Source organism: Azospirillum brasilense (assembly GCF_007827815.1).
Classification (GTDB): domain Bacteria; phylum Pseudomonadota; class Alphaproteobacteria; order Azospirillales; family Azospirillaceae; genus Azospirillum; species Azospirillum brasilense_C.
In genome coordinates, this window is the sequence record NZ_VITH01000006.1 from 265,707 (window position 1) to 284,368 (window position 18,662).

At 70.1% G+C, this 18,662-nt stretch carries 16 protein-coding genes; 14 read left to right on the top strand and 2 right to left on the bottom strand.

Going from position 1 to position 18,662, the window contains the following annotated elements; translation table 11 throughout:
• Positions 1-16: 16 nt before the first annotated feature.
• The 10 genes from FBZ83_RS14335 (at position 17) to FBZ83_RS14380 (ending at position 14,141) form a co-directional block, all read left to right on the top strand.
• Positions 17-3,205, top strand: coding sequence for an efflux RND transporter permease subunit (locus FBZ83_RS14335; protein WP_145683936.1), 3,189 nt, complete (start codon positions 17-19; stop codon positions 3,203-3,205).
• Between the two features lie 189 nt (positions 3,206-3,394).
• A complete protein-coding gene (locus tag FBZ83_RS14340) occupies positions 3,395-3,850 on the top strand; it encodes a hemerythrin domain-containing protein (RefSeq protein ID WP_137106588.1) in 456 nt (151 codons plus the stop codon).
• A gap of 90 nt (positions 3,851-3,940) precedes the next feature.
• The gene (locus tag FBZ83_RS14345; protein WP_145683938.1) at positions 3,941-4,390 is read left to right on the top strand and encodes a MarR family winged helix-turn-helix transcriptional regulator; all 450 of its coding nucleotides are present in this window, start codon (positions 3,941-3,943) and stop codon (positions 4,388-4,390) included.
• Positions 4,391-4,394: 4 nt separating this feature from the next.
• Positions 4,395-5,204 carry an NAD-dependent epimerase/dehydratase family protein gene (locus FBZ83_RS14350; protein WP_145683940.1) on the top strand — a complete coding sequence of 270 codons (810 nt, stop codon included), beginning with the start codon at positions 4,395-4,397 and terminating at the stop codon, positions 5,202-5,204.
• 163 nt (positions 5,205-5,367) lie between these two features.
• Positions 5,368-6,252 carry a helix-turn-helix domain-containing protein gene (locus FBZ83_RS14355; protein WP_145683946.1) on the top strand — a complete coding sequence of 295 codons (885 nt, stop codon included), beginning with the start codon at positions 5,368-5,370 and terminating at the stop codon, positions 6,250-6,252.
• Between the two features lie 195 nt (positions 6,253-6,447).
• On the top strand, positions 6,448-8,601 hold the full coding sequence (locus tag FBZ83_RS14360; RefSeq protein WP_145683953.1) for a TonB-dependent siderophore receptor: 2,154 nt from the start codon (positions 6,448-6,450) through the stop codon (positions 8,599-8,601).
• A gap of 157 nt (positions 8,602-8,758) precedes the next feature.
• The gene (locus tag FBZ83_RS14365; RefSeq protein WP_145683956.1) at positions 8,759-9,550 is read left to right on the top strand and encodes an ABC transporter ATP-binding protein; all 792 of its coding nucleotides are present in this window, start codon (positions 8,759-8,761) and stop codon (positions 9,548-9,550) included.
• Positions 9,547-10,443, top strand: a complete 897-nt coding sequence (locus tag FBZ83_RS14370) for an iron-siderophore ABC transporter substrate-binding protein (RefSeq protein WP_145683960.1) — start codon at positions 9,547-9,549, stop codon at positions 10,441-10,443. The genes FBZ83_RS14365 and FBZ83_RS14370 overlap by 4 nt, the downstream gene beginning before the upstream one ends.
• Positions 10,436-12,421 carry a Fe(3+)-hydroxamate ABC transporter permease FhuB gene (fhuB, locus tag FBZ83_RS14375; protein ID WP_145683963.1) on the top strand — a complete coding sequence of 662 codons (1,986 nt, stop codon included), beginning with the start codon at positions 10,436-10,438 and terminating at the stop codon, positions 12,419-12,421. Before FBZ83_RS14370 ends, fhuB begins: the two co-directional genes overlap by 8 nt.
• Before the next feature lie 43 nt (positions 12,422-12,464).
• Complete coding sequence (locus FBZ83_RS14380; protein ID WP_145683965.1) at positions 12,465-14,141, top strand: ABC transporter ATP-binding protein; 1,677 nt, start codon at positions 12,465-12,467, stop codon at positions 14,139-14,141.
• Positions 14,142-14,155: 14 nt separating this feature from the next.
• Here the strand turns inward: FBZ83_RS14380 and FBZ83_RS14385 are convergent, their stop codons facing one another.
• Together FBZ83_RS14385 and FBZ83_RS14390 are read right to left on the bottom strand one after the other, a co-directional pair.
• Entirely contained in the window at positions 14,156-14,392 is a 237-nt protein-coding gene (locus tag FBZ83_RS14385; RefSeq protein ID WP_145683967.1) for a DUF1858 domain-containing protein, read from the bottom strand.
• A gap of 71 nt (positions 14,393-14,463) precedes the next feature.
• Complete coding sequence (locus tag FBZ83_RS14390) at positions 14,464-15,189, bottom strand: Crp/Fnr family transcriptional regulator (RefSeq protein WP_145683969.1); 726 nt, start codon at positions 15,187-15,189, stop codon at positions 14,464-14,466.
• A gap of 220 nt (positions 15,190-15,409) precedes the next feature.
• On the opposite strand from FBZ83_RS14390, the gene FBZ83_RS14395 reads away from it, so the two are divergent.
• The 4 genes from FBZ83_RS14395 to ubiV all read left to right on the top strand — a co-directional run bounded on the left by FBZ83_RS14395 (position 15,410) and on the right by ubiV (position 18,625).
• A complete protein-coding gene (locus tag FBZ83_RS14395) occupies positions 15,410-15,922 on the top strand; it encodes a DUF2249 domain-containing protein (RefSeq protein WP_145683971.1) in 513 nt (170 codons plus the stop codon).
• A 131-nt stretch (positions 15,923-16,053) separates the two neighbouring features.
• A complete protein-coding gene (ubiT, locus tag FBZ83_RS14400) occupies positions 16,054-16,701 on the top strand; it encodes a ubiquinone anaerobic biosynthesis accessory factor UbiT (protein ID WP_145683975.1) in 648 nt (215 codons plus the stop codon).
• Positions 16,702-16,705: 4 nt separating this feature from the next.
• On the top strand, positions 16,706-17,704 hold the full coding sequence (gene ubiU / locus FBZ83_RS14405) for a ubiquinone anaerobic biosynthesis protein UbiU (protein WP_145683979.1): 999 nt from the start codon (positions 16,706-16,708) through the stop codon (positions 17,702-17,704).
• 12 nt (positions 17,705-17,716) lie between these two features.
• Positions 17,717-18,625, top strand: coding sequence for a ubiquinone anaerobic biosynthesis protein UbiV (gene ubiV, locus FBZ83_RS14410; RefSeq protein ID WP_145683987.1), 909 nt, complete (start codon positions 17,717-17,719; stop codon positions 18,623-18,625).
• Positions 18,626-18,662 lie beyond the last annotated feature (37 nt).

Sequence of the window (18,662 nt, forward strand, 5' to 3'; positions counted from 1 at the left end):
CGCTGGGAAGGCCATCATGAACATCTCGAAATTCTTCATCGACCGCCCGATCTTCGCGGGCGTGCTGTCGGTGGCGCTGTTCCTGGCGGGAGCGATCTCGCTGTTCCAGCTGCCCATCTCCGAATACCCGGAGGTCGTTCCGCCGTCGGTCGTCGTGCGCGCCCAGTTCCCGGGCGCCAACCCCAAGGTCATCGCCGAAACGGTCGCCTCCCCCTTGGAGGAGCAGATCAACGGCGTCGAAAACATGCTGTACATGCAGTCGCAGGCCAACAGCGACGGCAACATGGCGCTGACCGTGACCTTCCGGCTGGGCACCGACCCCGACAAGGCGCAGCAGCTCGTGCAGAACCGGGTGGCGCAGGCGTTGCCGCGCCTGCCGTCCGACGTGCAGCGGCTGGGCGTGACGACGGTCAAAAGCTCGCCCACCCTGACCATGGTCGTTCATCTGCTGTCGCCCAACGACCGCTATGACATGACCTACCTGCGCAACTACGCCATCCTGAACGTCAAGGACCGGCTGAGCCGGATCAGCGGCGTCGGCGAGGTGCAGGTGTGGGGCGCCGGAGACTATTCCATGCGCGTCTGGCTCGACCCCAACAAGGTCGCCCAGCGCGGCCTGACCGCGTCCGATGTGGTGGCGGCCATCCGCGAGCAGAACGTCCAGGTCGCGGCGGGCGTCATCGGCGCCTCCCCCTCCCTGCCCGACACGCCCCTCCAGCTCTCGATCAACGCGCAAGGGCGCCTGACGACGCCTGAGGAGTTCGGCGCGATCATCCTGAAGACCGGGGAGCAGGGCGGCGTCACCCTGCTGCGCGACGTCGCCCGCGTCGAGATGGCGGCGGCGCAGTACGGCCTGCGCTCGCTGCTCGACAACAAGCCGGCGGTGGCGCTGGGCATCAACCAGTCGCCGGGCGCCAACGCGCTGGCCATCTCCGACGCCATCCGGGCGACCATGGCCGACCTCAAGGCCGACATGCCGGACGGCGTCGATTACAGCATCGTCTACGACCCGACGCAGTTCGTCCGCTCCAGCATCGACGCGGTGATCCACACCCTGCTGGAAGCCGTCGCCCTGGTCGTTCTGGTGGTCATCGTCTTCCTCCAGACGTGGCGCGCCTCGATCATCCCGTTGCTGGCGGTTCCGGTGTCCATCGTTGGCACCTTCTCGCTGATGCTGGGGCTGGGCTACTCGATCAACGCGCTGTCGCTGTTCGGCATGGTGCTGGCCATCGGCATCGTCGTGGACGACGCCATCGTCGTCGTCGAGAACGTCGAGCGCAACATCGAGAACGGCCTGTCGGCCAAGGAAGCCACCTACCGCGCCATGCAGGAGGTCAGCGGCCCGATCATCGCGATCGCGCTGACGCTGGTCGCCGTCTTCGTCCCGCTGGCGGCCATGAGCGGCCTGACCGGCGAGTTCTACAAGCAGTTCGCGATGACCATCGCGATCTCCACCGTCATCTCCGCCTTCAACTCGCTGACCCTGTCGCCGGCCCTGGCGGCGGTCCTGCTGCGCGGCCACGACCAGCCGCAGGACTGGCTGACCCGCGCCATGAACAAGGTCTTCGGCGGCTTCTTCCGGCTGTTCAACCGGGTCTTCCACCGCGCCTCGACCGGCTACGGCCGCGGCGTCGGCGGGGTGGTGCGGCACAAGGGGCTGATGATGCTGGTCTATGTCGGGCTGCTCGGCGTCACCGTGCTGCTCGGCCGCACCGTGCCGATGGGCTTCGTCCCGGCGCAGGACAAGGAATATCTCATCAGCTTCGCCCAGCTTCCCAACGGCGCCTCGCTCGACCGCACGGAGGCGGTGATCCGCGAGATGACCGACATCGCGCTGGCCCGCCCCGGCGTGCAGAGCGCCGTCGCCTTCCCCGGCCTGTCGGTCAACGGCTTCACCAACAGCTCCAGCGCCGGCATCGTCTTCGTCACGCTGAAGCCCTTCGCCGAGCGCAAGGACCCGTCGCTGTCGGCCGCCGCCATCGCCGGTGATCTGCAGAAGCGCTACGCGGGGCTGAAAGAGGCCTTCGTCGCCATCTTCCCGCCGCCCCCGGTGATGGGCCTCGGCACGCTGGGCGGCTTCAAGATGCAGATCGAGGACCGCGGCGCGCTGGGCTACGAGGCGCTGAACGCGGCGGTGGGCTCCTTCCTGAAGAAGGCCATGGAAACACCGGAGCTGGGGCCGGCCTTCTCCAGCTACCAGATCAACGTGCCGCAGCTCGACGTCGATCTCGACCGCGTGAAGGCCAAGCAGCAGGGCGTGCCCATCGGCGAGGTGTTCGACACCATGCAGATTTATCTGGGCTCGCTCTATGTGAACGACTTCAACAGCTTCGGCCGCGTCTATCAGGTCCGCGTCCAGGCGGACGCGCCCTTCCGCGCCGAATCCGCCGACATCGGCCTGCTGAAGACCCGCAACGCCCAGGGCGACATGGTGCCGCTCTCCTCGCTGGTCACCGTCAAGCAGAGCTACGGGCCGGAGATGGTCGTGCGCTACAACGGCTACACCGCCGCCGACATCAACGGCGGCCCGGCCCCCGGCTATTCGTCGGGCCAGGCCCAGGCGGCGGCGGAGCGCATCGCCCAGGAGACCCTGCCGCGCGGCGTGCGGTTCGAATGGACCGACCTGACCTATCAGGAGATCCTGGCCGGCAACGCGGCGCTGTGGATCTTCCCCATCAGCATCCTGCTCGTCTTCCTGGTGCTGGCCGCCCAGTACGAGAGCCTGACCCTGCCGCTGGCCATCCTGCTGATCGTCCCGATGAGCCTGATGTCGGCGCTGGCCGGGGTGTGGCTGACGGGGGGCGACAACAACGTCTTCACCCAGATCGGCTTCATGGTGCTGGTCGGCCTGTCGGCAAAGAACGCCATCCTGATCGTCGAGTTCGCCCGCGAGCTGGAGCATCAGGGGCGCAGCGTGGTCCAGGCCGCCATCGAGGCCAGCCGGCTGCGGCTGCGGCCCATCCTGATGACTTCGATCGCCTTCATCATGGGCGTGGTGCCGCTGGTCACCTCGACCGGCGCCGGCTCGGAGATGCGCCACGCGATGGGCGTGGCGGTGTTCGCCGGAATGATCGGCGTCACCCTGTTCGGCCTGCTGCTGACCCCGGTCTTCTACGTCCTGCTGCGCACGATGGTCGGGGCCGGCAAGCCGGCGGCGGCGGTGCCGACCGGTTCGGCGCTGGCTCACGGGCACGGGGACGACTGAGCGTCCCTGACCGCACCATCGCCTCCAGCGCGGCGGGGAGCCGGGGCCGAGCGCCCCGCTCCCCGCCACGTCGTTTCTCCGCCGACCCTCCCCCTGCTTGCTCTGGCACAACGAACGGCGAGGCTCCCGCCGGCACTCTCACCGTCACGCACCGCCCATTCGCTGGCGGCCCCGGTTGGAGACCTCGTCATGTCCAGTGCAGCCATCAGCACCACCCTGTACCGCCATCACCACGCCACCGTCGGGCAGCTCGTCGACCGGATCGACTCCCTGCTGGCGGCGCCGTCCCCGGTGGCGAACGCCGCCGCCCTCGCCACGGCGGTCCGCGACCTGTTCGGTGTGTTCACCGTCCATCTGTCGCTGGAGGACAGCGCGCTCTACCCGCGCCTGCTGGCCCACCCGACCCCGGCGCTGCGCGCCACGGCAGCGCGCTTCCAGGCCGAAATGGGCAGCCTGCGGGCCCGCTTCGATCGCTACCGGTCCAGCTGGCCCGGCCCGCTGGCGGTGTCCAAGGACCCGGAAACCTTCGTCCGCGAGACGCGCGAGGTGGTGATCGCCCTCAAGCACCGCATCGCCCGTGAGGATCTTGAGCTGTACGACGTCATCGACCGCGCCGCCCTCGCCGACAAGACGGCCAACCGCTGACGACGGTGCCCACGCCTCCCTCTTGACAGTTCATTCGCTACCTTGCGAATATCGCTAGGTAGCGAACGAATTATGGGGAGCTTGCCTGTCATGGATCAGCGGAGCGACGCCGGGCATCCGACCGTCGGAGCGTGGACGAAGCGGTGCTACCTCGCCGGCCGCGCCCTCATGGACTCCACCCTGCGGCCGTACGATCTGGGATCGACGCAATGGTATGTGCTCTGGCATCTGGCGCATGTCGGCCCGACCGTTCAGCGCGACCTCGGGCGGGCGCTCGAACTCGAACGGGCGACCTTGAGCGGAATCGTCGCCACGCTCGTCCGCAAGGGGTTGGTTCGCCAGACATCGAGCGGGGACGACCAGCGCCAGCGACTTCTGACGCTCACCGCCGCGGGCGAAACCCTGTGGCGTGAGCTTCCCGATCTTTCGTTCATTCACGACGCCGCGTTCGGCGGCATCGACGAGGCCGAACTGGCCACGACGATCCGTGTCCTGCAAACGGCGACCGGACGCCTGAACAACCTTCTGCGCAAGGAGTGAGCCGATGACGATCCTGATCACCGGAGCGACGGGGCTGGTCGGTGAGCGGCTCGTCCCGCGGATGATCGAAGCGGGACGGTCCTGCCGGCTGCTGCTGCGGGCCGGAAAGCCCTGTCCCGCCGGAGCAACCGCCGTGACGGGCGACATTCTCGACCCGTCGACACTGCCGGACGCCGTCCGCGGCGTCTCGGCGGTCGTGCACCTGGCGGCGGTCTTCCGCACCCAGGACACGGACCTCATCTGGCGGAGCAACCTCGACGGAACCCGCAACCTGATCGCCGCGGTGAAAGCGCACGCCCCGGAGGCGCGCTTCATCCTGTCGAGCACCAGCCACGTCTACGACATCGACACCCCGCATCCCGGCCGGGAGGACGACCCGGTCGATCCGAAACAGGCCTATCCCGCAAGCAAGGTGGCGGCGGAAAACGCCCTGCGGGACAGCGGCCTGACCTGGTCCATCGTCCGCTTTCCGTTCGTTTACGGCGATGGGGACGGGCATCTCGAATCGCTCCCGAAATACGTCGGCGACTGGCATCCGGCGCAGCGGATGAGCACCATTCATCACCGCGACATCGCCACGGCGATGACGCTGGCTTTGAACGGGGTGTTCGATCGGCGCATCGTCAATGTTGCCGACGACGCGCCGATGTCCATCCTCGAGCTTGCCGGGGTGCTGGAGACAAGACTGGCGTCGCGTGCCGAGCCCCTCCCACATCCCTGGCATCTGCACGTCGATGCATCCCTCGCGCGCCGTCTCGGCTTTCGCCCGACGGTGAGAACGGTCCACCAAGCCCTTCAGGAAGGGTTGATGTGACCGGGAATTCAGGGTTCGTCGCGCCCTTGCCCCCTCTCCACCGGCTGGCCGGGGCGGCAAGTAAGAATGCGACTTGTTCGCAATTGCCTTTTGCCCTATAGGTCTGGCGGCTCGGGGGAGGATTCCGGGGGTCTGTTCAATCCGGTGGCTGGGAGGCCGATCCATGCCGTTCCATCCCAGAATGCAAAGCAGCACGGAAGGGATCACCATCCTGGGTGACCTTCAGTGGCGCGCCTGGAACGGGATGATCGCCGACATCTGGAACGTCGCCTGCGACCGGAACGGCCAGGGCGAATATGTGTCCGAGGCTCCGCGGCTGGTCGTCGTCCTGGATCAGGTGGGCGAAGGCGGGCTGCACGTCACGGCCTCGCCCGGTCGCGGCGAGGCCGGCCGGCTCAGCCGGCGCGAGCCTTTGAGCTACGTGCCCGCCGGCCTGCGGGTGTGGTCGCGCACGGTGAACGTCCGCCGGCTCACCCATCTCGACCTCCATTTCGACATGTCCGTGCTGGGGGGCCGCGTCGCGGAGGGGCTGGACGTCCGTGGCATGGAGCGGCCGCGGCTGAATTTCGCGGACGAGCGTCTGTTCGCTCTGGCCCGCCTGATCGCCGCGGAGTGCCGGACGTCGGGGAACCTGCACGATCTCTATGGCGAGAGCCTGATGGCCGCGCTGTTCGTCGGCCTCGCGCAGGCGGAACCCGTCGCCGACCGCAAGCGGGGCCAGTTGCCGCCGCGCCAGTTGAAGCGCGTCACCGACTACATCGAGGAGCATTGCAGCCGCCCCATCCGCCTGCAGGAACTGGCCGAACTGACCGGCCTGTCCACCACCCATTTCTGCACCGCCTTCAAAGCCTCGACCGGCCTGCCGCCCCACAAATGGCAGATGCGGGTCCGTGTGGAACGGGCCAAGAGCCTGCTGACCGGATCGGACATGACGCTCGCCGCCGCCGCGGTGATGGCGGGCTTCTCCGATCAAGCGCATCTGACGCGCGTTTTCCGCCAGATCGTCGGCACCACGCCCGCCGCGTGGCTGCGCAACCACACCGGCTGAGCCGGGCGCTGCCCGACGCACCGCCCGAGGCACCTTGGCACCGACGAATGCCGGAAGATCGTCCAACCCGTCCAAAGACCGTTCAATCGCGCCGCTTCATGCACATGCTAATCATTCGCAACAACCAGGACGCTTCGGGACCCGCCGGTCCGAAGGCGTTCCGCGGATGCCGCATACAGTCCGAGGCCGATTGCGATGAGTGATATTTCCAACAAGCGACTGATCCGCTTCCTTTTGAGCAGCACGGCGCTCGCCGCCCTGCTGGTGCCGGCGCTCGCCCAGGCGCAGGACGCGGCCGCCCCGGCGGTCCTGGCCCCCGTGACCGTCGAGGGCAACCGGAGCGCTGACACCGCCACCAGCCCGGTCCGCGGCTATGTGCCCGGCCGTTCGGCCACGGGCTCCAAGACCGACATCCCGCTGGAGGCGGTCCCGCAGTCCGTCTCGGTGATCGGGCGCGAGGAGATGGACGACCGCGGCGCGCAGAAGGTGGACGAGGCGCTGCGCTACACCCCCGGCGTCTTCAGCCAGCCCTTCGGCTCGGACAGCGACACCGACTGGATCTTCATCCGCGGCTTCCAGGCGACGCAGACCGGCATTTACCAGGACGGGCTCCAGCTCTACAGCTACGGTTTCGGCGGCCAGTTCGTGGACAGCTACACGCTGGAGCGGATCGAGGTGCTGCGCGGCGCCTCCTCCGTCCTCTACGGCGGCAGCAACCCCGGCGGTCTGGTGAATTACGTCACCAAGCGGCCCGGCGACACGCCGGTGCGCTCGGTCGAGGCGGGGATCAACCAGCACGGCACCGCCCATCTCGGCGTGGACGTCGGCGGCGCCATCGACCCGACGCTGAGCTACCGGCTGACCGGGCGCATCGCCGGCGGCGACAGCTACACCGACTTCGCGGACGGCTTCCGCGGCACCATCTCGCCGAGTTTCAAGTGGTCACCGAACGAGCGCAGCACGCTGACGGTGCTGAGCAACTACACCGACATCGACGAGACGCACAACGGCGGCGCCTTCCTGCCCTATGTCGGCACGGTGAAGCCGGCCCCCTTCGGGCGCATCGACCGCAAGTCCAACTTCACCGAGCCGGACATCGACACCTACCGGCGCCGGCAGGCCTCCGTCGGCTACGAGTTCGAGCACCGCTTCGACAACGACCTGACCTTCCGCCAGAACGCCCGCTACGGCTACAGCCGGGTCCACGAGGTTTCGGTCTACCCCTACGGCTACAACGCCTTCTCGGCGGTGCCGACAGACCCGGACAACCTGCTGTCGCGCATCAATTTCGAGCACACGACCAAGGTCAACACTTTCCTGATCGACAACCAGCTCGAATCCAAGTGGCAGACCGGGCCGGTCGCCCACACGGCGCTGGTTGGCGTCGACTACAAGTATTTCAAGATGGATCAGGTGCAGGCGTCCGGCTCGGCCACGCCGATCAGCGCCACCAACCCGGTCTACGGCGCCGCGCAGGGCCAGCGCTTCTCCTACATCGACCAGGAGCTGACGATGGGTCAGCTCGGCGTCTATTTGCAGGACCAGATGCGCTTCGGCCAGGGCTTCCTGGTGACGCTGAACGGGCGCTACGACATCGCCTCGACCGACGCCGACGGCACGCCCGCCTACGATGGCAAGGACGGCAAGTTCAGCGGGCGCGCCGGTCTGGCCTACGAGTTCGCCAACGGCATCACCCCCTATGTCAGCGCCTCGACCTTCTTCAACCCGGTGCTGGGATCGTCGGCGGTGGCCGGCGTGTTCAAGCCGGAGACCGGCCAGCAGTACGAGGTCGGCGTCAAGTACCGTCCGGCCTGGATGGACGCCATCTTCACCGCGGCCCTGTTCGACCTGACGCGCACCAACGTGGTGACCGGCGCCTTCAACGCCGAGACGCAGTTGGGCGAGGTCAATTCACGCGGCATCGAGCTTGAGGCCAAGGCCAACATCACGCCGAACCTGAAGGCGGTCGCCTCCTTCACCGCGCTCGACCTCGACATCAAGAAGGACGCCAACCCGGCGCTGATCGGCAAGACCCCCTACATCGTGCCGCAGGTCCAGGGCTCGGCCTTCCTCGACTACACCTTCCGGGAGAGCGCGCTGGACGGCGTGTCGGTGGGCGGCGGCGTGCGCTACGTCGGCTCGTCCTGGGCCGACAACGAGAACACGTTGAAGGTCCCCGCCGCCACCGTCTTCGACGCGCGGATCGGCTACAAGCCCGCCGCCTGGGGCGTGAATCTCGCCGTGACCAACCTGTTCGACAAGGAGTATGTGGCGAGCTGCCAGACCCAGTTCTCCTGCGGTTACGCCGAGGGCCGGACGGCTCTGCTGACCGTCAACATGACGTGGTGACGTGAATTCCCTCTCCCCTCTGGGGAGAGGGTTAGGGTGAGGGGGTTGCGCTTTTGCCGAACGTGCCGCTACGGACATCCCCCTCACCCTCCCCACGCCTGCGGCGCGGGTCCCCTCCCTCTCCCCGGAGGGGCGAGGGATACAGAGGTGAAGACCGATGAGCCCGGACCAGACCCAACCCCTCTACGACCTCGACGGCGTGAGCTTCGCCGTTGCCGGACGGGCGATCCTGTCGGGATTGTCTCTCCGGCTGGATCCGGGGCGGATCTATGGGCTGGTCGGCCCCAACGGGTCGGGCAAGAGCACGCTGATCCGCCTGCTGGCGCGCCAGCAGCCGCCGGGCGGCGGGACCATCCGCTGCCTGGGGGCGGACCTCGCGCGGATCGGCGACCGCGACTTTGCCCGCACCATCGCCTACATGCCACAATTCACCCCGCCCGCCGAAGGCATGACGGTGCGGGAGCTGGTGGCGCTGGGCCGCTTTCCCTGGCACGGCGCGCTCGGCCGCTTCGGGGTGGAGGACGCCGCCAAGGTGGCGGAGGCCATCGCCGAAACCCACCTGGACGCCTTCGCCGACCGGCTGGTCGACAGCCTGTCGGGCGGCGAGCGGCAGCGCGTCTGGCTGGCCATGATGCTGGCGCAGGACACGCGCGGCCTGCTGCTCGACGAGCCGACCTCGGCGCTGGACATCGCCAGCCAAGTGGAACTGCTGGGGCTGGTGCGCCGGCTGAGCCGGGCGCGCGGCATCGGCGCGGTCATCGTGCTGCACGACATCAACATGGCGGCCAGCGTCTGCGACGAGATCCTGGCGATGCGCAACGGCGCGCTGATCGCCCAGGGCACGCCGGATGCCATCATGACCAGCGAGACGCTGGAGGCCATCTACCGCCTCGCCATGACGACCGTCCCGCACCCGGTGACCGGCAAGCCGATCGGTTGCGTGCTGTGACGGGGCGGGCCACCATCACCCGCCGCAACGCGCTGGGCCTCGCCGCCGGAGCGGCGCTGCTGCCCCGCCTCGGGCGCGCCGCGTCCGGGCGGCGGGTCGCCGCCATCGACTGGGCGGGGCTGGAGACGGCGCTGGCCCTGGGCATCCTGCCGGTCGCCGCGACCGAGCTGATCCAGTTCCGCAAGACCGTCGTCGAGCCGGAGGTGCCAGACTCGGTCATCGACCTCGGTCTGCGCGGCATGCCGAATTACGAGGCGCTGACGCTGGCCGAGCCAGACCTCATCCTCACCTCCAACTATTACGAGGGGCAGCGGGCGAGCCTGGAGCGGGTGGCGGATACCCTATCGCTGCCGATCTACCAGCCGGGCGTGCCGCCCTACCCGCTGGCCGCCGAAGCGGCGCAGACTCTCGGCCGGGCGCTGGGTCGCGAGGCGGAGGCCCGCGCCGTCGTCGCCGGGGCCGACGCGGAGATCGCCCGGCTGGGCGAGTCCCTGCGCGGCGCGGTCCGCCGCCCGGTGCTGGCGATCAACTTCGGCGACGCCCGCCATGTCCGCGCCTTCGGCGACGACAGCATGTTCGGCGCGGTGCTCCAGCGGTTGGGGCTGCGCAACGCCTGGGCCTCGCAATCGAGCTACAGCGCCGCGGCGCCGCTGGGGATCGAGGCGCTGGCCCGCATGCCGGACGCCATCACCGTCGTCGTTCCGCCGCTGCCGTCCGACGTGGTGCGGGGGCTGGACGACAGCGCCCTGTGGCAGGCCCTGCCGATGGTGCGGGAAAAGCGGGTGAGCGTGATCGAGCCGGTCAACCATTTCGGCGGGCTTCCGGCGGCCCTGCGCTTCGCCCGCCTCGTCAGCGCCGCCCTGCTGCGGCCGGAGACCGTTCGCCATGGCTGAGCGCGCGGGACTCAACCGCATCCTGCTGTGGAGCGGGCTGGCGCTGGCCGCCGCCCTTCTGTCGATCCGGCAGATCGCCGGGCACGCCGCCCCCGCCATACCCCTGCCGCCGGACGTGGCGGCGCTGGACGGCGTCATCCTCTATCACAGCGTGCTGCCGCGGATCGCGGTGGCGCTGGTCGCCGGGGCGGCGCTCGGCCTGTCCGGACTGCTGCTCCAGCGCGTGCTGCGCAACCCGTTGGCCGAGCCCTCGACGCTCGGCGTGTCGGCGGGCGCCCAGCTCGCCCTGACGCTGGGGATGCTCTACGCCCCGGCGCTGATGGACGGCGCGCGGGAGGGGGTGGCGCTGGCCGGCGGGCTGGCGGCGGTCGGGCTGATCCTCGCCATGACGTGGCGGCGCGGGCTGGAGCCGGTGGCCGTCATGCTGGCCGGCATGATGGTCGCCCTGACCGCGACGATGGGCAGCGCCGCGCTGATCCTTGCCAACGGCGAGTATCTCTTCTCCATCTTCCTCTGGGGCGGCGGGGCGCTGGCGCAGCAGAGCTGGGGGCCGACGCTGACCATCGCCGTCCGTCTGGCGATCGGCGTCGGCGCCGCCTTTCTGCTGATGCGCCCGCTGACCATCCTGGGGCTGGACGATGCCAGCGCCCGCGGCCTCGGCGTCGCCCTGAACGCCACGCGCTTCGGAATCATCGGGATCGCGGTCTGGCTGGCGGCCAGCGTGACGGCGGAGGTCGGGGTGATCGGCTTCGTCGGTCTGGCCGCGCCGGCGCTGGCCCATCTCAGCGGCGCGCGGACCCAGGGCCAGAGGCTGGTCGCCGCCCCGCTGATCGGCGCGCTCCTGCTCTGGCTGACCGACGGGCTGGTGCAGCTTCTGGCCGGGGTGGACGGAGAGCGCGTGCCGACCGGCGCCGCGACGGCGCTGCTCGGCGGCCCGCTGCTGCTCTGGTTGCTGCCGCGCCTGCGCATGTTCGAATGGCCGTCCCTGAACAGCCGTCCGGCGCCGTCGCGCCGCAGCCCGCACCATTACCGGCTGATCGCTCTGTTCGCCGTCCTCGGCGCGGTCGCCGTGGGCCTCGCGCTCACGGTCGGCTATGGCCCGGACGGCTGGACGCTGTCCACCGGCCCGTTGCTCGACACGCTGCTGGGCTGGCGCGGGCCGCGCGTGGCGGTCGCGGCGGCGGCGGGAGCGATGCTGGCCGCCGCCGGGATGCTGTTGCAGCGGGTGACCGCCAACCCGCTGGCCAGCCCGGAAATCCTCGGCGTCGGCACCGGGGCCGGCGTCGGGCTGACCGCCGCGCTGTTCCTCGTCGCGGCCCCCGGCTTCGGCCTGCAGCTTGCCGCATCGGCGGCGGGGGCGGTGCTGACTCTGACCGCCATGCTCGCCCTGTCGCTGCGCGCCGGCTTCGGGCCGGAGCGGCTCCTGCTCGCAGGCATCGCCATGAGCGCCCTGTGCAGCGCCATCCTGACCGCGGTCATCGCCACCGGCACGCCGCAAGCCTTCGCCCTGCTGCGCTGGCTGAGCGGCTCGACCAACGAGGTCGGTCCGGGCGACGCTTGGTTCTGCGCCGGTGTGGCGGTGCTTCTGCTGGCAACCCTGCCGCTGACCGCCAAGTGGCTGGAGGTCCTGCCGCTGGGCGATGTGACGGCGCGGTCCGTCGGGTTGCCGGTTCGGCGCTGCCGCGCCCTGCTGGTGCTGCTGGCCGGGCTGCTGACCGCGGCGGCGGCGCTGTTCGTCGGGCCGCTGAGCTTCATCGGCCTGATCGCGCCGCACCTCGCCCGGCTGGCCGGGCTGGGCCGCCCGCTCCAGCAGGGGATCGGGGCGGTGCTGATCGGCGCCGGGCTGATGGTGGTGTCGGACTGGCTGGCCCGCACCGTCGCTTTCCCCTATCAATTGCCCCTTGGTCTTTTTGCCGCGCTGCTCGCCGGCCCCTATCTGGTCTGGCTGCTCGGCCGGTCCAACGCCCGCACTCCGTGAGCCGTTCCGTTCACCCTTTTGCCGTTCCGCAATGAGAAGAGCCATGCTTCGCCGCTTCCTCTCCTACTATCGCCCCTTCACCGGCCTGCTGGTCCTCGACATCGTCTGCGCCGTCCTGTCGGGCCTGCTGGAGCTGGGGTTCCCGATGGCCGTGCGCGCCTTCGTGGACCAGCTCCTGCCGACCCAGGACTGGCCGCTGATCGTCGCCGCCACGGTGGCGCTGCTGGCGATCTACATGGCGAACGGCGGGCTGATGGCCATCGTGACCTACTGGGGCCACATGCTCGGCGTGAACATCGAGACGGAGATGCGCCGCAAGAGCTTCGACCATCTGCAGAAGCTCTCCTTCAGCTTCTACGACAACAACAAGACGGGCCACCTCGTCGGGCGGGTCACCCGCGACCTGGACGAGATCGGCGAGGTGGCGCACCACGGCCCCGAGGACCTGCTGATCGCGGTCATGACCTTCGTCGGCGCCTTCATTCTGATGGCGGTGGTGCATCTGCCGCTGGCGCTGATCACCGCGGCCATCGTTCCGGTGATCGCCTTCGTGACCAGCCGCTACGGCGGGCGGATGACGAAGAACTGGCAGGCGCTCTATTCCCGCGTCGGCGACTTCAATGTCCGCATCGAGGAGAATGTCGGCGGCATGCGCGTCGTCCAGGCCTTCACCAACGAGGACCACGAGCGCAAGCTGTTCGCCGAGGACAACGACCGCTACCGCACCACCAAGCTCGCCGCCTACAAGATCATGGCGGCCTCGACGACGCTCAGCTACATGAGCATGCGGCTGATCCTGATCGTCGTCATGCTGACCGGCGCGCATTTCGTGCTGGTGGGCGAGCTGACCCAGGGCGGCTTCTTCGCCTTCCTGCTGCTGGTCAACACCTTCTTCCGCCCGATCGAGAAGATCAACGCGGTCATCGAGACCTACCCCCGCGGCATCGCCGGCTTCCGCCGCTACACCCAGCTCCTCGACACCCAGCCGGACATCGCCGACGCGCCCGGCGCCGTGGCGGCCCCGGCGCTGAAGGGCGACATCCGGTTCGAGGGCGTGTCCTTCGGCTACGACCCGGCGCGCCCGGTGCTGAAGGGCGTCGACCTCTCGATCAGGGCCGGCTCGACCGTCGCCTTCGTCGGCCCGTCGGGTGCCGGCAAGACGACCATCTGTTCGCTGCTGCCGCGCTTCTACGAGGTCATGGCGGGGCGCATCACCATCGACGGGCTGGACATCCGGGCCATGACGCTGGCCTCGCTGCGCCGGCAGATCGGCATCGTCCAGCAGGACGTGTTCCTGTTCGGCGGCACGATCCGCGAGAACATCGCCTATGGCCGTCTCGGCGCCGGCGACGCGGAGATCATGGAGGCGGCGCGGCGGGCCCATCTCGACGGGCTGATCGCCTCCCTGCCGGAGGGGCTCGACACGATCATCGGGGAGCGCGGCGTGAAGCTGTCCGGCGGGCAGAAGCAGCGCCTGACCATCGCCCGCATGTTCCTGAAGAACCCGCCGATCCTGATCCTCGACGAGGCGACCTCCGCGCTCGACACCCAGACCGAGCGGGAGATCCAGAAGTCGCTGACGGAGCTGGCGGAGGGGCGGACCACCCTGGTCATCGCCCACCGTCTGGCGACCATCCGCAACGCCGACGAGGTCTATGTCGTCGGCACCGACGGCGGGCTCCAGCGCATCACCCACGAGGAACTGGCGGCGCGCGGCTGAGGGCAGGGCGCGCCTTATCCTTCAGCGGCGATGGCCCGGGCGAAGTCGGCGAGCAGGGCGTCGGTGTCCAGGCCATAGTCGCCCGCCACTTCGGCGACGGTCTGGAAGCGCGCCATCGGGCAGCCGGGACAGGCCATCCGGTGCGCGAGGAACACGGCGATGGTCGATGGCCAGCGCTCCAGCACATCCTCGACGAGGTCGGAGGACGAGGGCAAGGCCGCGGTGGCGGAGTGTGGCGGCGGGGCGATCATCCCGTCACTCTGGCACACCGGCGCGCGCGTCTCTTTGCGCCCGCGCAAACGGAACGAAGGCTCCGCCCCGGCTATTTCTCCTCCGGCTTCCCCGGCCTGGGCAGATCCTCGGCGATGGCGACCAGCGCGTGCGGCTGGCGGATCGTCACCTGCTGGCGCCCGCCCTCGACAATCCCCTGCCCCTCCCAGCCGCTGAGGATGCGGCTCACCGTGTGCAGCGTGGTTCCGGTCATCTCCGCAATGTCCTGGCGGGACAGCGGGAAGTCGATCTCGACGCCGTTCCCGACCCGGCGCCCCGCCTGACGCGCCAGACGCAGAAGCGCGTGGGCGACGCGCCGCTCGACCCGCTCGGTGGACAGTTCGCGTAGGCGGGTCTGCACCTCCTGCAGGCGGCGGCCGACGATGTCCAGGGCGTTGAGCGCGATGCGCGGGTGGCGCTCCATCAACTCGCCCATCGTGGCGGCGGTCCAGTGGACGCCGACGCAGTCGACCATGGCGAGCGCGTCGGCCGGGTAGATGCCGCCCGAGAAGACCGCCGCCGTGCCGAACATCTCCCCGCCGCCGATGTAGCGGACCACCAGCTGCTGCCCGTCGGCTCCGGTCTGGGCGATCTTGACCCGCCCGTCGATCAGCGCGTGGCAGAGCGCCGCGCGGTCGCCCTGGGAAAAGATGGTCGTCCCCTTCTCGATCCGCCGGGTCTGGGCCGATCGGACGATCTCCGCCAGCGCCGCCGCGTCCAGGCCGGAAAACAGCCGCAGGCCACGCAGAACGGCGGGATCGGGGGAAAGCGGCGTCATCGGACCATCCTCACGGCAAAGGCCGCACCCGGCCACCCCAGCGGGAAGCCGTCACGGAAACGTTGTCTTACACCATGACCGCCCGCGCGCCGCGCCGCAACCCGCCTGCGCCACAAACCACGACCAAGGTATCGGTTTGTCCTGTTTGCTCTGGAACAAAGAGCGATCTGATCCAGGTCTTTAGTCTTGTCGATGCATCACAACCCTCCGGACCTCCCCCATGCAGATCGCCGAACAGTCCACCGCGGCCGAGCCGGTCATCGACGTCCAGTCCATCCCGCCTTACCAGCGCCACCCGCTGATCCTCCAGGCCACGCAGGACCTGGCGCCGGGCCGCGGCTTCATTCTGGTCAACGACCATGACCCGCGCCCGCTCTCTCTCCAGATCCAGGCGCTGTTCGGCGACGCGGTGAGCTGGACCTATCTGGAGCGCGGGCCGGAGCGTTGGCGGGTGCGCATCGGGCGGCCGGACTCGGGCACCGCGCCGGCCGCCTCCCTGCGGGTCCTCATCGGGCGCGACGGGCAGGCCAGCGCGGTGGCCGCCGAAACGCCGCTCGGCGTGGCGGAGGGGGGGTTGGTCTGCGAGATCACCGACTGCCCGCCCGGCACGACCGCTGAGCAGGTGCTCGACCTGATGCAGGGAGTCATCCCGCCGGCCGGGCAGCTTCACCTGCCCTACGAGCGGCTGGTCGCCCGGCGCTCCGGCTCCTGCTGCGGCGGCATGTGCGGCTGATCGCCCCAGGGGGCGTCTCGGGACCTTGGGCTTGACCGTCATCAAGGATGGTATGACCACCGGGCTGTATTGCCGAAGCCCGGCGGGCTCCGCCCGCCACACGACCATTCCGAAGGGAAGGAGACAGGCGTATGCGCGATCCCGGATTCATGGTTCAGGATCAGGCCCATGAGACGGCCCCGGACCCCCGTGCCCGCGACGTCGAAGTCCAACTGACGCGGGCCGGATTGGGGGTCGCGCGGCGGCTCGGCGACCGGGCCGGCGGCCTGCTGTTCGACCGGCTGCTGCGGATTCTGGAGGCGCGCCACCCGCGCGCCTTCGCCGCCCTCGGCGAGCTGCCCGACGCCCGCCTGCTGATCGATCCGGTGGACGCGCCCGCCGCCCTGCTGCTCCGCGTCGGCCCCACCCTCGCCCTGCGGGTCTGCGACCGCGACGCCGAGGCGGAGGCCACGGTGCGCGGCCCCTGCGCGCGGCTGCTCGATCTGCTGGAAGGGCGCATCGATGGCGACGCGCTGTTCTTCCGCCGCGAACTCTCCATCGAGGGCGACACCGCGCTGATCCTGGCGCTCCGAAACACGCTGGACGGCGAGGAGATGGACCTGTTCGGCGACGTCGCCGCCGCGGCCGGTCCGCTGCGGCACGCCCTGCCGGTGGCGCGGCGCAACGCCGGGCGGGCGCTCGACCTGCTCGCCACGGCGCGCCGCCTCGCCCCACCGCCGCTGCGCTGGGGCATGGCCATGCTGGAGCGGCGGCTCACCGGCCTGCGGCAGGGAGCGTGACGGCATGGGTCCCTTTGAACTGATCTGCCCGGCGGGCAACCCCGCCGCGCTGCGCGCCGCCGTGGACGCTGGCGCCGACGCCGTCTATCTGGGCTTCCGCGACGAGACCAACGCGCGCAACTTCCCCGGCCTGAACTTCTCCCGGCCGGAGCTGGCCGAGGCCATCGCCTACGCCCACGCGCGCTCGGTCCAGGTCTTCGTCGCCATCAACACCTACCCCCAGGCCGGCAACCTCGCCCCCTGGCAGCGTGCGGTGGACGACGCGGCGCGGCTGAAGGCGGACGCGGTCATCCTCGCCGACCTCGGCCTGCTCGCCTACGCGGCGAAGCACCACCCCGACCTGCGGCTTCACCTGTCCGTCCAGGCCTCCGCCGCCAACGCCGAGGCGATCCGGCTCTACCGCGAGGCCTTCGGCGTGCGGCGGGTCGTGCTGCCCCGCGTGCTGACGGTGCCGGAGATCGCCCGGCTGAACGCCGAGGTCGACGTGGAGACGGAGGTCTTCGTCTTCGGCGGCCTCTGCCCGATGGCGGAGGGGCGCTGCTCGCTGTCCTCCTACGCGACCGGGCTGTCGCCCAACAAGCAGGGGGTCTGCTCCCCGGCCAGCCATGTGCGCTACGAGCCGCGCGGCGAGGCGTTGGCCTCCCGCCTCGGCGGCTTCACCATCAACGTGTTCGGCGCCGGGGAGCCGGCGGGCTACCCGACGCTGTGCAAGGGCCGCTTCGTGCCCGGCGGCGGCACCTCCCGCGACCCGGCCTACCTGTTCGAGGAGCCGACCAGCCTCAACGCGCTGGCCCTGCTGCCGGAGCTGAAGGCCGCCAAGGTGTGCGCCCTGAAGATCGAGGGCCGCCAGCGCGGCAAGGCCTACATCGCCGCCGTGGTCGCAGCCTACCGCCGGGCGCTGGACGCGTTCGCGCAGGGCCTGCCCGTGCCGGCGCTCGACCTGGAGGCCATGGTCGAGGGCGGGGCCCAGACCACCGGCGCCTACACCCGCGCGTGGCGCTGAGGAGTTGCGTTCATGAAATCCACCCTGACCCTTGGCCCCGTCCTGTTCAACTGGCCGGCGGAGCGCTGGCGCGATTTCTACGCCCGCATCGCCGACGAGGCGCCGGTCGACGCCGTCGTCGTCGGCGAGGTCGTCTGCTCCAAGCGCGCGCCCTTCCTCGCCCCGGTCATGGACGAGGTGATCGCCCGTCTGGCCGCCGCCGGGAAGGAGGTCTGGCTCGCCAGCCCGATCCTCGTGGGCAGCGACCGCGAGCGCGCGGCGATGCGCGACCTTGTGGAGAGCGACCTGCTGCCGGTGGAGGCCAACGACATGGGCGCGCTGGCCCTGCTGGAGGGACGCCGCCACGCCGTCGGCCCCTTCATCAACAGCTACAACGAGGCGACCCTGGCCTGGCTGGCCGGGCGCGGCGCCGTCGCCGTGTCGCTGCCGGCGGAGCTTCCCGCCGCCTCCGTCGCCGTGATGGCGAAGACGGGGGCGGCGCTCGGCCTGTCCATGGAGGTGCAGGTGTTCGGGCGGGCGCCGCTCGCCATCTCCGCCCGCTGCTACCACGCGCGGGCCCACGCGCTGCACAAGGACGGCTGCCAGTTCGTCTGCGCCAACGACCCGGACGGCATGCCGGTCAGCACCGTCGACGGCCAGCCCTTCCTGTCGGTCAACGGCACGCAGACGCTGTCGCACGGCTATCTGGCGCTGGCGGCGGAGATCGACCGGCTGCGGGCGATGGGCATCCGGCGCTTCCGCCTGTCGCCGCAGGACCTCGACATGGTGGCCGTCGCCACGGCCTTCCGCGCCGTTCTGGACGGCGCGCGCAGCGGACAGGACGTGATGGCGGAGCTGCGCGGCATGACCGCCGTCCCGCTGGAGAACGGCTTCTTCCACAACATGGCGGGTGCGGCCTACGCCGACGCCCCGGCCGCCTGACGCATCCGCCATCCGATGTCTGTCGGACCGCTGCTCC

Bases quoted from the DNA above. Each gene is read 5' to 3' on its own strand.
- FBZ83_RS14335 (WP_145683936.1), top strand. From the start codon at position 17: ATGAACATCTCGAAATTCTTCATCGACCGCCCGATCTTCGCGGGCGTG.
- FBZ83_RS14340 (WP_137106588.1), top strand. From the start codon at position 3,395: ATGTCCAGTGCAGCCATCAGCACCACCCTGTACCGCCATCACCACGCC.
- FBZ83_RS14345 (WP_145683938.1), top strand. From the start codon at position 3,941: ATGGATCAGCGGAGCGACGCCGGGCATCCGACCGTCGGAGCGTGGACG.
- FBZ83_RS14350 (WP_145683940.1), top strand. From the start codon at position 4,395: ATGACGATCCTGATCACCGGAGCGACGGGGCTGGTCGGTGAGCGGCTC.
- FBZ83_RS14355 (WP_145683946.1), top strand. From the start codon at position 5,368: ATGCCGTTCCATCCCAGAATGCAAAGCAGCACGGAAGGGATCACCATC.
- FBZ83_RS14360 (WP_145683953.1), top strand. From the start codon at position 6,448: ATGAGTGATATTTCCAACAAGCGACTGATCCGCTTCCTTTTGAGCAGC.
- FBZ83_RS14365 (WP_145683956.1), top strand. From the start codon at position 8,759: ATGAGCCCGGACCAGACCCAACCCCTCTACGACCTCGACGGCGTGAGC.
- fhuB (WP_145683963.1), top strand. From the start codon at position 10,436: ATGGCTGAGCGCGCGGGACTCAACCGCATCCTGCTGTGGAGCGGGCTG.
- FBZ83_RS14380 (WP_145683965.1), top strand. From the start codon at position 12,465: ATGCTTCGCCGCTTCCTCTCCTACTATCGCCCCTTCACCGGCCTGCTG.
- FBZ83_RS14385 (WP_145683967.1), bottom strand. From the start codon at position 14,392: ATGATCGCCCCGCCGCCACACTCCGCCACCGCGGCCTTGCCCTCGTCC.
- FBZ83_RS14390 (WP_145683969.1), bottom strand. From the start codon at position 15,189: ATGACGCCGCTTTCCCCCGATCCCGCCGTTCTGCGTGGCCTGCGGCTG.
- FBZ83_RS14395 (WP_145683971.1), top strand. From the start codon at position 15,410: ATGCAGATCGCCGAACAGTCCACCGCGGCCGAGCCGGTCATCGACGTC.
- ubiT (WP_145683975.1), top strand. From the start codon at position 16,054: ATGCGCGATCCCGGATTCATGGTTCAGGATCAGGCCCATGAGACGGCC.
- ubiU (WP_145683979.1), top strand. From the start codon at position 16,706: ATGGGTCCCTTTGAACTGATCTGCCCGGCGGGCAACCCCGCCGCGCTG.
- ubiV (WP_145683987.1), top strand. From the start codon at position 17,717: ATGAAATCCACCCTGACCCTTGGCCCCGTCCTGTTCAACTGGCCGGCG.